This is a genomic window from Rhizobium sp. L1K21 (assembly GCF_024055895.1).
Lineage (GTDB): Bacteria > Pseudomonadota > Alphaproteobacteria > Rhizobiales > Rhizobiaceae > Ensifer_A.
Map to the genome: position 1 here is coordinate 820,005 of NZ_JAMXLE010000001.1, position 13,048 is coordinate 833,052.

Genomic DNA, 13,048 nt, shown 5'->3' on the forward strand with positions numbered 1-13,048 from the left:
CGCCGGGGTTTGTGCTTTTTTTCGCCATGTGCGGTCTGTGGAGCCTGGCGCTTCAGCGGGCATTTCAGAATTCATAATCCTGTTTTGATTTAGAATTGGACACGATTCATGATCAATGCTTATAAATGGGAATGCCTATTTCTCATCTCACATTGCGGCAGCTTCAGGCGATCAGAGCCGTCTATGAAACGGGCCGTATTTCCGCGGCGGCAGAGCGGCTGAATGTCAGTCAGTCGGCGGCGAGCGTTTTGTTGTCCCAGGCCGAGGCAGCGCTCGGAAACCGATTGTTCGACCGCACCACGCGCCATATCGCGCCCACGGAAGCTGCAGAGCTGACCATTGGAACGATCACGCGCATTCTCGACGATGTGCAGGCGCTCGGGGTTCTGACCGATGATTTGCGCAATCTTGACCGTGGACGCATTCGCATTGCTGCGACACCGGCCACAGGCATTGCGCTGCTTCCGACGACAGTTCGGCGCTTCAAGACGAAATACCCGAATGTCGAACTGTCGATGAACGATTGCGCGCCCGACCAGTTCTTCTCCATCATCCGCGATGAGAAGGTGGATTTCGGGCTGGGCATCGCTTCGGTAGATCGCGGTGAATTCGATGTGCAGGTGGTCCATTCCGACCCGCTCTGCCTGTTGTGCAATGTCGATCACCGGCTGGCGAAGCAGTCAACGGTCAGCTGGGCAGACTTGAAGGGTGAACCGATGATTATCTCGCGGCGCGACTATGGTGTACGCGCCGTGGTAGAGCATCATCTGCGCAATGCTGGTGCCGGTCTCGAGATCGCCAATGAAATCGGCTTTCTCTACAGCGCGGAGTGGATGGTGACTTGCGATATGGGGGTGAGCGTGTTCCCAAGCCGGTTGGCAGAGGAGATCAGGAGTCGTGACGTTTGCAAGGTTCCGATTGTCGAGCCTGTCGCCACGCGTGACATCGGTATCGTCACCAAGAAGGGGCGTTCCCTGCCTGAGGCAGCGGCAAAATTTGCCGAGATGCTGGTCGAGGACCTGCGTTGATTGGTAAAGTCAGCTGCGGGTTTCGCGTCATTCATAAAGGGGCTTCATTAATCTCTTTCATAATTTCGCTTTTTTATTGAGTGGTTCCTGTGCACATTGAGGGCTCTTCAGGGAGTAGAGTGGCTTTGGATGTTGAGGAGCATTGAAAGTCGCCACCGAAAGTCCGGACAATAACAAACGGACTGGCCGCCCGGCCAAAATCTCCTTTATCATGCCGTGCTTTTTGAAACGGCGTCTGGATGATTTGACCGAGTATAGAACCGACTTGCGCGCGCGCCTTAATGTCGGTGGCACAAGACCTCTCTGCAGTTAACCTGGGTGGCGGTGGGCTGCCCGACAAAATGGGAGGATGACGTGAAGAAATCATTTGTTGCTGCACTCGCTGTTGGGCTCGCGATTGCCGGTGGTCCGGCTCTGGCGCTCGATCGGCTGACGATTGGTACTGGGCCAAGCGGCGCACTTTACAACCAGATCGGAACCACACTTTCGGCTCTCTTTCAGAAGGAAACCGGAAAGCCTGGAACCGCCCAGCCCTTCACCGGAACAACCAGCTATATGCCCATGGTGCATCTGGGTGAAATCGAAGCTGGCATTCTGGGCGGTCTGGAGTCCAGCGATGCTTATCTCGGCAAGGGCAATTATCCGCAGGCAATGGACAATATTCGCGCCCTGATGGTGGTTTCGCGTCCGGCCTTTCAGTTCTTCGCCCGTGCATCGGATGGCATGACGTCGGTCGCAGATCTCGCGGGCAAAACCGTGGTGACACGCTACAAGGCATTGGCTGGCTTTGATCAGGTGATCATGGCGGGTCTTGCCACTGCAGGTTTGACGGAAAAGGATGTCAAAGCCGTTGAAATGGGCGGTATTGTCGAAGCCATCGACGCTGTGCAGGATGGCCGTATTGATTCTGCCATGGTGGCACTCGGTATCGTGCCGTTGCGGCAGGCTGATGCCTCGATCAGCGGTGGCGTGCGCATGCTGACGCTGGGCGACAATCTCGACGTTGTGGACGAGGTGCCGGACCTTCAGGCTGTCGATATTGAGCCCTCGCCGGCGCAGATCGGCGTGCCGGAGCCGATCAAGGCCCTGTCCTTCAACACATTCCTTGATGTCGGCGCGTCCATGTCCGACGATGATGCCTACAATCTCGTCAAGGTCATCTACACCCACTGGGCGGATGCTCAGGCTGCCTTGCCGGCCTTGAAAGGCATGAAGCAGGAGTGGATGGTTCCGCCGCGTCTGGCATTCCCCTTCCATCCGGGCGCCATCCGGTTCTTCAAGGAAGTCGGCTTGTGGACACCGGAACACGACGCGCAGCAAGCCGCGTTCCTGAACTGATCCGGGCATAGAGAGTGTTGATGATGAAGCGCGTTTCCAAAAGCTTGTTGAACCTCTATCTGGCGGTGCTGTTTGTGGCCGGGATCGCGTGGATCATCAACCTTCCCGAACGTCTGGGTGTGTCGCTTATTCAATATGAATGGCTGGCGACCTACTTGGGTGTGGCGGTGGCAGCGGTTCACCTTGCCTATCCCTATGGCAAGAAGACCGCTTGGCTCGATATCGCTGTCGGTCTTCTGGGGCTTGCAGCCTGGACCTGGTCTGCGGTGCATACCGAAGCCTGGATGTTTTCAATCACGGGCAAGTCTCCGGACAAGATTATTCCGGGTGCGATTGCTCTCATCGCTCTGATGGAGGGGTTGCGCAAATCCTGCGGTCTCTCCATCACCATCCTCGTTTGGGCAATGATCGTTTATGGTCTCTTCGGTTATCATCTTCCGCAGCCCGTTCAGGCTAACTATACGAACCTGAACAGTCTGATTTATTATCTTTATACGGACTCGAACGCCGTGGTCGGGGCGATCCTTTCCATTGTCGCCACGCTCGTTCTTGCCTTTCTCGTTTTCGGGCGCATGCTCGATGTTTCCGGCGCCACACGGTTTTTCACCGACATTTGCCTTGCCTTTATCGGGCATCGTCGGGGCGGGCCAGCCAAGGTGGCGGTGGTGGCATCGGGCCTTTTCGGCTCTGTCTCATCCTCGCCAGTCGGCAACATCATGTCGACCGGGGTGGTGACGATACCGCTCATGCAGAAGTCGGGGTTTCGTGCCTATCAGGCGGCGGCCATTGAGGCTGTGGCCTCAACCGGGGGGCAGATTGCGCCGCCAGTGATGGGCGCAACGGCGTTCCTGATCGCCGAATTCCTGCAGATATCCTATGTCGACGTGGTCAAGGCCGCTCTTATCCCGGCACTGTTTTACTATCTCTGCCTGTTTTTCCACGTGGATGCGCTGGCGCGCCGTGAAAAGGTTGTTGGTCTTTCAAAGGCTGATCTTCCTTCCGCGCTTGCCGTGCTGCGCACTGGCTGGATTTTTCTCTTTCCGCTCGCTTGGCTGATTTACCTGCTGTTCTGGGCCGGAACCCAGCCAGCGATGGCCGCGCTTTGGTCCGCGCTCGTCCTTCTCGCGTTTGCTCTGGTCAAGGGCCGTTTCCTGAACCTGGAAGACTGGAAGCAGCTGGTCCTTGAAGGCGGCGCCAACATGCTGCCGATCCTGATGATTGCAGGTGGGGCGGGCATTGTGGTCGGCGTGATGAATGTGAGTGGGCTGGCGCAATCGCTGTCCTTCCTGCTGACACAGGTGGGCGAGTCCTATGGCCTGTTTACCGTACTCTTCCTGACCGCTGTTCTCTGCGTGATCCTGGGCATGGGCATGCCGTCGACCGCCATTTATGTGGTTCTGGCAACGCTGATCGGGCCGACCTTGACGGAGCTGGGGGTGCCGCCGCTCGCATCACACCTCTTCATTTTCTATTTCGGCGTGATGTCCTTCCTGACGCCGCCGGTTGCCGTTGCTTCTTATGTGGCGGCGGGCCTTGCCAAGACCAGCATGTGGCTCACCAGCGCGCTTGCTCTGAGGGCCGCACTTGCCGCCTTCGTTCTCCCCTTCATCTGGTGCTATCGGCCGGAGATCCTGCTCATGGGATCGCCCATCGACATAGCGCTCGTTTCGATCACCACGCTCATTGCATTGTGGCTCTATGCAGAAGCCAGTGCGGCAGTCTCTTTTGCCATGCGGGCTGGCTTGACGGGCATCTGCGCGATCATGTTGCTTGTGCCGGTGGTGACCGGACCGCAGTCACCCTGGATTTTCGCGACCGCTGTCGTCGGTGCCATTCTGGTGTTTCTGGTGCGCCGGTCTGAGCCTGAAACCTTGAATACCAGCCGGGAAAGCGCATGACAGAAACACGAATTCCAGCCGGCTCGGCTATTTTTCCACGACTGAAAGCGCTCGGTGTCGACTACGTCTTTTGCAATTCCGGAACCGATTTTCCACCCATTATCGAGGGTCTGGCAACCGCAAAAGCGCGCGGTGAGGCGTTGCCTGAGGCTGTGGTTATTCCCCATGAGAGTGCGGCACTCGGTATGGCGCATGGTTATACGCTGATGACCGGGCGCGCGCAGGCGGTGATGATGCACACCAATGTGGGTCTGGCCAATGGCGCTATGGGCGCGATCAATGCCGCTGCCGAGCAGATACCGGTTATTCTCATGTCCGGCCGCACACCGACGCTCGAAGCCGGGCGGTTGGGCGCGCGCACGGTGCCGATCGGCTGGGGCCAGGAGATGCGGGACCAGCACGCCCTGGTGCGCGAGGCAACAAAATGGGATTACGAGCTGCGGTTCCCCGAGCAGATCACCGAGCTTCTCGACCGCGCGCATGCGATTGCCAGCTCTACGCCGAAGGGGCCTGTCTATCTGTCCCTGCCGCGTGAGGTTCTTTGCGAGGAAATCGTCTTTGACGATCTCACCGCTGAGCCATCAATTGCACCGGCAACGGGGGCTGCGGATCAGGCAAGCATTGAAAAGCTGGCGGCCATGCTGGCAACGGCCAAGTCCCCTCTGATCATCGCTCAGCGCGGCGTTGGTGATGCGGACGGTTTTGCTGCTTTTGCCCGGTGGGCGGAAGAATGGGGCATTGCGGTGTCATCCTGGTGGGTCAATCAATTGGCGATAGCAACAGATCATCCGTGTCATGTCGGCCCCAATCCCGGCCCATGGATGGCCGAGGCAGATGTGGTGTTGGCAATAGACTGCCTTGCGCCCTGGATGCCGGAAGCACACGCGTTGAAACAAGATGCAAAGGTTGTGCATCTGGGGCCTGACCCGCTTTATGCCCGTTTTCCGGTGCGCAATTTTCCGTCTCATCTTTCTCTCGCAGGTGATACGGGCGCGACCCTGACGGCGCTGTTCAAGGCGATGCAATTGCATGCCCGCGATGAGGGGATGATTGCAGAACGCCGCAAACGGATAGCGCAGGCCAATCAAAGCTGGCGGGATGACGTGTCGCGCGTCAGCACCCCTGTCACCGGCCAGACACTGACCAAACCGCAATTGAGCCGGGCGCTTTCTGACGCACTCAAAGGCAGGAAATCGACCGTCTTTTGCGAATTGGGGGCAGTGCTGGGGCCGATGGAGCGCAGCGAAGCGCATAGCTGGTTCGACACGCCGCATTCCGGCGGGCTCGGGTGGTCGTTTCCGGCTGCCATGGGCGCGCAGCTTGCCGATCCTGATCGGCTTTGCGTCGCGGTGATGGGCGACGGCTCCTATATGTTTGCAAACCCCACGGTCTGCCATCAAATCGCCGAGGCAATGCAGCTTCCCATCCTCATCGTGATTGCCAACAATAGCGAGTGGGACGCGGTGCGTCGCTCGGTGACGTCGATCTATCCCGAGGGCCATGCGGCCAAATCCAACCAGATGCCGCTGGTGGAGCTCAAGCCGTCACCGGATTTCTGCAAGACGGCGGAAGCCAGCCGCGCCTTTGCGCGCCGGGTGGAAAAGCCTGAAGAGCTTTCGGATGCGATTGAGGCAGCGCTCAAGGCTATCGAGACTGAAGGCCGTTGTGCGGTGCTGGATGTGAAAATCCGCTGATTGCGTTCGCATGCAGGCTTTGTAAGGGTCCGAAGCGCTGCTGTTTCATCTCGGAATACCAACGCAGAAGGGGCGGCCCGTCTGGACCGCCCCTTTGGTTATTCTATGCGTGGATTGTTTCAGATTTTGAAGACCTTGCGGGCTGTATCTTCGAAGAATGCCTTCTTCGTCTTGTCGTCCACATCCATATGATCGAAGACGCCGACTTCGCCCTGGACGAACTGCCAGGGGTAGTCCATCGCATACATCATGCGGTCGGGGCCGATGACGTCCATCACGTATTTGACCGGCGGGGTCCAGCCAACGCCCGAGGATGTGTAATAAAAATTGTCGATGAGGTAGTCCCAGGCTCGGCGCTTGAGCGGCTGCACGTTCGGATAGCGGCCGGTCTTCGAAATATGGCCGTGCATATAGTCGATGCGGTAGAGCCAGTAGGGCAGGGCCTCGCCGCAATGGCCCAGCACGATGTTGAGCTTGGGGAAGCGGTCGAAGAGGCCGGAAACCACAAGCCGCAGCGCGTGCAGGCCGGTTTCGCAGGCAAAGCCGTAGACGGCTGCATCCAGCCCGCGAGGCAGGAAAGGATCGATCATATCGGCCGGGGGCGTGTTGGGGTGCAGATAGATCGGCACGTTGAGCGCTTCGGCGGCTTCAAACAGACCCCAGTATTTCTCGTCATCCAGATAGACGCCCAGCGTGTGCGAATTCAGGATGCCGCCGCGAAGCCCGAGTTTGGTGACACCACGCTCCAGCTCCTTTTCCGCTGCACCGATATCGAGTGGCGAGAAGGCGGCGAGCCCCACGAAGCGGTCGGGATGGTTGGCTATGCCTTCGGCGAGCATGTCGTTCGCCATTACGGCAAGTGATGTGGCCTGAGCGGGCTCAAAGACCTGTACGCCGGGAGACGAAAGCGCCAGAACCGCCATATCGATGCCGCTCTCGTCCATGTCTTTCAAGCGTTCGCCGTCGAGCGAGGTGATGCGCCGGTTATGGGCGCGCGCCTTTTCGGTGGTGGATTTGCCGAAGAAGCCCCAGAGGCTGCGAAAGCCCGGATCGCTGATAGAACCGTCATCGAGCCCCTTGATGTACATGTCCATGATTTCCTGCGGGAGCCATGCCTCTTCGGTGGCAATCCGCTTGTAAGGCGGGTTCGGGTTGCGCTCCGGCATGGGCGGATAACGTTCACTCATAGATTTCTCCTCCTTGATTACGAATGAAGTGTGTTTTTGAGATTGTGCCTTTGCCAAAATGCGCCTGATTGCGGGTTTGCTGCCCGCGTTCTCCCGGCGTCAATACGGCGACAACGCGCCTCAAAGTTGATGGATGCTTTTTGTGACGAGGCAGGCGGCAACACCTTCTGGACCGTCCTCAGAGCCGTGACCTGACTGTTTCACACCCTGGAAGGGGCTGTCGGGGGCTGCCAGCACGACTGCGTTGATGCCAACCATGCCGCTCTCCAGCGCGGCGCCGATCCGGTTGGCGGTGCGGGCGTTTTCGGTGAAGGCATAAGCGGCGAGGCCGAAGGGCAGGCGGTTTGCCTCTTCCACGACCTGATCGAACTCGCGAAAGCTCTGCGTTGCCGCCACCGGCCCGAAAGGCTCCTCGTTCATGATACGCATGTCGTTGCTGACATTGGTCAGCACGGTTGGCTGAAAGAAGAAGCCTTCGTTTCCGATCCGCTCGCCGCCGGTCAAAATGCGCCCGCCGCGGCTCATGGCGTTCTGCAGGAAACCTTCGATGGCCTCGGGTCGGCGGCTGTTGGCCATTGGTCCCATCTGCACGTCCGGATCCAGACCGTTGCCCACCTTGAGGGCCGCCATGCGTTCGCTGAGTGCTGAAACGAAGCGGTCGTGAATGTTTTCGTGAATGTAATAGCGGGTGGGGGCCACGCACACCTGGCCGGCATTGCGGGCTTTCGCCGTGGTCAGAAGCTGGATCGTCTTGTCGAAATCGCAGTCATCAAACACGATCACCGGTGCATGGCCGCCCAGCTCCATTGTGGTGCGCAGCGCATTGTCGGCGGCCAGTTTCATCAGATGTTTGCCAACCACCGTGGAACCGGTGAAGCTGACCTTGCGGATGATCGGCGAGGCCAGAAGATGCGTCGAGACCTCGTTTGGAACGCCGAACACCAGTTGGCAGACGCCAGCAGGAAGGCCGCTTTCAACGAGCGCTTCGACAATGGCTATGGCAGAGGCCGGTGCTTCTTCTGCAGGTTTCAGAATAACCGAGCAGCCTGCAGCAATGGGCGCACCGAGCTTGCGGCCCGGGTTTGCAATAGGGAAGTTCCAGGGCGCAAATGCTGCAACAGGGCCGACCGGCTCTTTCATGACGATTGAACGTGCACCATCTGGCCGCACGAGAACCCGGCCATAAATGCGCTTGGCCTCGCCCGCGTAAAACTCGAAAAGCCCGGCCGTTGCCAACACCTCTATGCGGGTTTCTGCAACGGTCTTGCCTTCTTCCAGGGTGGCGTTGCGGGCAATCACATCAATGCGCTCGCGCAAGAGGCGGGCGGCACCGTTCAACACGGCGGCGCGCTCTTCGGGTGACGAATTGCGCCAGATCTTGAAGCCTCTTTGGGCTGCATCCAACGCGCGGTCGAGGTCTGCAGCGTCGACCAGGGGGAGGGCTGCCAGAACAGAACCGGTTGCCGGATTGACGACGTCAAAGGTGCGGCGGTCGCCGGCCTCCACCCACTCGCCATCAATATGCATTCTGAGTGCCGGATAGGTCTCGGCAGAGTGGATGGACGTGTTCATAGTTTTCCTCCCGACACGTGTGCCGACTTCCCCCATGAACGCGGTACATTGCCTCGCATGAGAGGCCGCCATCGAACAGGCATCGGCTTTTTCTATACGTCATGGCCCGGCTCCAATTGCCCGCACTCCTCGCCTGTGGGGCAGGCCACGGCCATGACGCTCCATCATACTGGCGGCAAACAACTCAACAAAAAAGCGAAATCATCGGCACGATTGATGAAGTCGCTTTATGAATGAGATGCGCGGATTTCGAGTGGAGGTGCCCGCGAGGCCATCTGCACTGCGGTGTTCTCCAGTTTCCCCAAACGTTGCGTGAATTCGCGCGATCGACACGCGAAAGTTCACTGTACGCAAATCGAGTCGAGAATGGGCCGTAAAGGGAAATCTGATAAATGGCGCGCCCGACAGGATTCGAACCTGTGACCTTTGGAATCGGAATCCAACACTCTATCCAGCTGAGCTACGGGCGCACTGGAACGGGACTTGCGAGATTCGCTCTAGCACCGTTCGAGAGCGGTCTTAGCGCAGAGACGCGTTTGCTTCAATCTTAAAAACGCGTCTCTTTGTTGTTTCGGGCTGAAAGCCTCTCTGTTTAAGAGAAGTTGGGCTGGCGCTTTTCCAGGAAAGCGTTCAGCCCTTCGCGGGCGTCGGGGCCGGTCTGGGTCAGGGCGGCCGTCAGGCTTTCGGTGTAGAGGCCGTCTGCGCGGCTCATGTCGTTGATGCGCGAAATGCCCTGGATCACCATATTGTTGATGAGCGTGGAGTTGGAGGCGATGTTTTCGGCCAGTTCTCTCGCCTTGGCGAGCGCTTCGCCTTCGCCGACGCAATAGTGGGCGAGGCCAATTCTCTGGCCCTCTTCGCCGCTATAGATACGGCCGGTGAGCATCATTTCGGTCATGCGGTCGGGGCCGATGATGCGGGAGATGCGCGCTGTTGCGCCACCGCCGACATAGATGCCGCGCTTGCCCTCGGGGAGCTGGAACTTCACGGAGGGTTCGGCAATGCGCACATGGGTTGCCGCGGCGATTTCAAGGCCGCCGCCCATAACCGCACCCTGCATGGCAGCCACAATCGGCAGGCCGCCGAACTGCATCATTTCCATCACCGCGTGCCAGCTGCGCGAATGTTTAAACACATCGACGGATTCACGGTGGACGGCTTCGGAGAGGTCGAGGCCGGCAGAAAAATGACCGCCTTCGCCATGCATGATCACACAGCGAACACCTTCGGGCGGATTGGAGAAGAAGGACCGCAGTTCATCCAGGGTTCTGTCGTTGATGGCGTTGCGTTTTTCCGGACGGCAGAATGTGAGAATTGCAAGCTTGCCTTCCACACTCACACGAATATTCTGTTTGTCGTCCTGCATCAGCGCTTTCCTCCCGTTGAGTTGAGGCACAACTCGAATTGATATAAGGTGATTTTGTTATATAGTATAACTTTATCGACGTTCGGGCAAGCGCTTCATCTTTGCTTTTGAGGTTTGTGCCGGCGTCGCGGGGGGTATGGATGTCGGGGGACAGGACGATCATCAATTATTCGGTACTGGACGAGGCGATCGGTTATCACCTGCGGCGGGCTCAGCTTGCGGTGTTTCAGGATTTTACGGAAACATTTTCAGAACTTGGCCTGAGGCCGGCGGATTTCTCCGTCCTGTTGATCATCGCGCATAATCCGGGTCTCAAGCAAAGCGAGGTGGCCGAGGCGCTGGGCATTCAGCGCGCCAATTTCGTGGCGATTATCGATGGGCTTCAGGCGCGCGGGCTGGCTGAAAGGCGCAAGTCGGAAGAGGACAGGCGCGTGCAGGCGCTTCACCTGACCGCGCAAGGCGAAGCCTTTGCCAAAACTATGATGACGCGCTGGGCCGAGCATGAAAAACGCTTTGTCGACAAATTGGGCGGCGAGGATGCGCGCGACCAGCTTGTCCAGTTGCTGGCAAGGTTGATGGGGTAAGAGTAAAGGCGGGCGGGGCCTTCAATGGCCTGAAGATATACATATCTGCGAGCGGTTTTATCGATGCGAAGACGTCTGGCGCGCTTTTTCACCTTCGTATTCATTACAACAATGGTTCCGGTTAGTGCCGAGGCGGCGGATTACAAGCTTCTGCTTCTGGAAGGCAGGGCAGTGAAGTGGGGCGAGGCTGATTACAGCCGTCCTGCAGTCGTTCGCTACGCCTTTGCCAAGGACCACTATGCTGATCCCGGCGCGCGCAATTGCGCCAGCATTTCGGGCATAGAGCCCCTTGCCGAGCGCGCGAGGGTTTCGACCGAGGTGGTGGAAGAGGAGGCCGCAGCGGCCTTTGCTGCCTGGGAAGCTGTGGCCAATCTCCGGTTTATAAAATCGGACGACGTAGAGCATGCCGATATCGTGATCGGCGCGCAGACGAAACCGCGCGGTTTTGCCTATACCAATGTCAGGCCGGTCGCTCCCGGCCTGATTGGGCAATCGGCAGCAAAGCGCGGTGAGCGTGCATTCAGTATACCCGATTCTCAGTTGCAAAAACCCGAGGGGCATGTTCGTGCGCCGGTTTCTCCCATCGCCAAGGCATTGATCTGCTTCAATCCGGAAAAGCATTGGAAGGTCGGGCTGGATGGCGATCTCAATGTTTATGACTTGCGATACACATTCATGCACGAAATCGGCCACGCCATCGGGCTTGATCACGTTGGGCAGCGGGGCTTTCTGATGAACTTCCGATATACCGAAGACTTCACGAAGCCTCAGCCAGGTGATGTTGCCGGCGCAATCGTACTTTATGGTCCTGCTGTTCCGGCCGACAAATAAAAGAGCCGCATTGCCCAAATATTTCCGTCTAAAGTCCTCAATTTTGGCGCGAAAACGCCGGTTTTTCGTTCTCTGATAGATTGGGCATTCAGCACTTATTGAAATTCTACATACGAGGCGCTGAGTGAAACATCGAGAGGAGAACGTCATGCTTACGGGAAAACTACTCGCGACCAATGCGTTGCTGTTGACGATGGTAACACCTGTTTTTGCACAGGAAGCTCCACAGGTCGATCCGATCGCGCCAACGGGCGGCACAATGGAGATGAATGATGGAGCAGCACCTGCGACAAGCCCAGGCGATACGGCTGGCGCACAGACCGATGGTGGATTTATTGCCGCGCAGGCTGAAGGTCAGTGGCTTGCCAGCGATTACATCGGCCAGAATGTCATGTCTTCAGGCGGCGAGACTGTTGCCGAAATCAATGATGTGATCGTCGATCAGGACGGCACGGTCTCCGGTTTCACGCTTTCTGTTGGTGGTTTCCTGGGCATGGGCGACCGCACGGTTGCTGTCCCGGCTGATGCCATTCAGACCTCGACCGATGAAAACGGGGCGAAGACCATGATGCTCAATACATCTGTCGAGCAGGTGGAAGCCGCGCCAGAGTTTGTGACGCTCAAGGCCGCCAAGCTGGAAGAAGAGCGCGCAAAGGCCGTTCAGGAGAGCGAACAGATGAATTCTGTGCCGGCTGCGCCTTTGGAGCCGGCAAATTAGAGGCCGTTCGAATAACCTCAAGGGAGACTTGCCGCGCGGCTATTTCAACCGCGCGGCTTTTTGTTATTTCGGCTGCATGCGCAGTGCACCGTCGAGACGGATCACTTCGCCGTTGATATAGGGATTCTCGATGAGCGATTGCGCCAGATGGGCGAAATCGTCCGGCGTGCCGAGACGTGAAGGGAAGGGGATGGAGTTGGCCAGTCCCTGTTGAATGTCTTCAGGCAGTTCATCCATGAGCGGGGTCTTGAAAAGGCCCGGTGCGATGGTGAGAACGCGGATCCCGATTTTCGTGAACTCACGGGCGGCGGGAAGCGTCAGCGCCACGATGCCGCCCTTTGAGGCAGCATAGGCGGCCTGGCCAATCTGGCCCTCGAAGGCTGCGACGGAGGCCGTGGAAATGATCACGCCGCGCTCGCCGAATTCGCCGGGTTCGAGCTTCTGCATGCGGTCGGCGGCAAGCCGCATCATGTTGAACGTGCCGATGAGATTGACGCGGATGACCCGTTCGAAGGCTGAAAGGTCCATGGGGCCATTGCGGCCGACAATGCGTGATGCGGTGCCGATGCCGGCGCAATTGACCAACACGCTTGCCGTTCCGTGAGCGGCTTCGAGCTTGTCCAGCGCGGCTGTTGCACTTTCTTCACTGGCCACATCACATTTGGCAAAAGTGCCACCGATCTCTGCCGCGATGGCTTCGCCTGCCGTTTCATTCAGGTCGAGAATGCCGACCTTAGCCCCTTGTGCGGCCAGCCGGCGGGCAACGCCAGCACCCAGTCCCGACGCGCCGCCGGTGATGGCGACTGCCTTTCCCTTGATATCCATGTCGAAG

11 protein-coding genes and 1 tRNA gene are annotated in these 13,048 nt (G+C 58.3%); 7 read left to right on the plus strand and 5 right to left on the minus strand.

Annotated elements, in window-relative coordinates; translation table 11 throughout:
* The first annotated feature begins 131 nt into the window (after positions 1 to 131).
* The 4 genes from NHF56_RS03875 to NHF56_RS03890 all read left to right on the plus strand — a co-directional run bounded on the left by NHF56_RS03875 (position 132) and on the right by NHF56_RS03890 (position 5,958).
* A complete protein-coding gene (locus NHF56_RS03875) occupies positions 132 to 1,028 on the plus strand; it encodes a LysR family transcriptional regulator (protein WP_252801724.1) in 897 nt (298 codons plus the stop codon).
* A 354-nt stretch (positions 1,029 to 1,382) separates the two neighbouring features.
* Positions 1,383 to 2,366: a TAXI family TRAP transporter solute-binding subunit gene (locus NHF56_RS03880; protein WP_252801726.1), complete on the plus strand. Its 984-nt coding sequence runs from the start codon at positions 1,383 to 1,385 to the stop codon at positions 2,364 to 2,366.
* Between the two features lie 20 nt (positions 2,367 to 2,386).
* A complete protein-coding gene (locus NHF56_RS03885) occupies positions 2,387 to 4,264 on the plus strand; it encodes a TRAP transporter fused permease subunit (protein WP_252801728.1) in 1,878 nt (625 codons plus the stop codon).
* Entirely contained in the window at positions 4,261 to 5,958 is a 1,698-nt protein-coding gene (locus NHF56_RS03890; RefSeq protein WP_252801730.1) for a thiamine pyrophosphate-requiring protein, read from the plus strand. Before NHF56_RS03885 ends, NHF56_RS03890 begins: the two co-directional genes overlap by 4 nt.
* A gap of 119 nt (positions 5,959 to 6,077) precedes the next feature.
* Here the strand turns inward: NHF56_RS03890 and NHF56_RS03895 are convergent, their stop codons facing one another.
* From NHF56_RS03895 to NHF56_RS03910, 4 genes are all read right to left on the minus strand, one after another.
* Positions 6,078 to 7,145, minus strand: coding sequence for an amidohydrolase family protein (locus NHF56_RS03895; protein ID WP_252801745.1), 1,068 nt, complete (start codon positions 7,143 to 7,145; stop codon positions 6,078 to 6,080).
* Between the two features lie 120 nt (positions 7,146 to 7,265).
* A complete protein-coding gene (locus NHF56_RS03900) occupies positions 7,266 to 8,717 on the minus strand; it encodes an NAD-dependent succinate-semialdehyde dehydrogenase (protein ID WP_252801746.1) in 1,452 nt (483 codons plus the stop codon).
* A gap of 393 nt (positions 8,718 to 9,110) precedes the next feature.
* A tRNA-Arg gene (locus NHF56_RS03905) sits at positions 9,111 to 9,187 on the minus strand.
* Between the two features lie 122 nt (positions 9,188 to 9,309).
* The gene (locus NHF56_RS03910) at positions 9,310 to 10,083 is read right to left on the minus strand and encodes a crotonase/enoyl-CoA hydratase family protein (protein WP_252801748.1); all 774 of its coding nucleotides are present in this window, start codon (positions 10,081 to 10,083) and stop codon (positions 9,310 to 9,312) included.
* Positions 10,084 to 10,223: 140 nt separating this feature from the next.
* Between NHF56_RS03910 and NHF56_RS03915 the strand changes: the two genes are divergently transcribed.
* The 3 genes from NHF56_RS03915 (at position 10,224) to NHF56_RS03925 (ending at position 12,216) form a co-directional block, all read left to right on the plus strand.
* Entirely contained in the window at positions 10,224 to 10,667 is a 444-nt protein-coding gene (locus NHF56_RS03915) for a MarR family winged helix-turn-helix transcriptional regulator (RefSeq protein ID WP_252801750.1), read from the plus strand.
* A gap of 63 nt (positions 10,668 to 10,730) precedes the next feature.
* On the plus strand, positions 10,731 to 11,498 hold the full coding sequence (locus NHF56_RS03920) for a matrixin family metalloprotease (RefSeq protein WP_252801752.1): 768 nt from the start codon (positions 10,731 to 10,733) through the stop codon (positions 11,496 to 11,498).
* A 148-nt stretch (positions 11,499 to 11,646) separates the two neighbouring features.
* Complete coding sequence (locus NHF56_RS03925) at positions 11,647 to 12,216, plus strand: PRC-barrel domain-containing protein (protein WP_252801754.1); 570 nt, start codon at positions 11,647 to 11,649, stop codon at positions 12,214 to 12,216.
* Positions 12,217 to 12,279: 63 nt separating this feature from the next.
* Here the strand turns inward: NHF56_RS03925 and NHF56_RS03930 are convergent, their stop codons facing one another.
* Positions 12,280 to 13,041 (minus strand): SDR family NAD(P)-dependent oxidoreductase, encoded by a 762-nt coding sequence (locus NHF56_RS03930; RefSeq protein WP_252801756.1) that lies wholly within the window; start codon positions 13,039 to 13,041, stop codon positions 12,280 to 12,282.
* Positions 13,042 to 13,048: the final 7 nt, after the last annotated feature.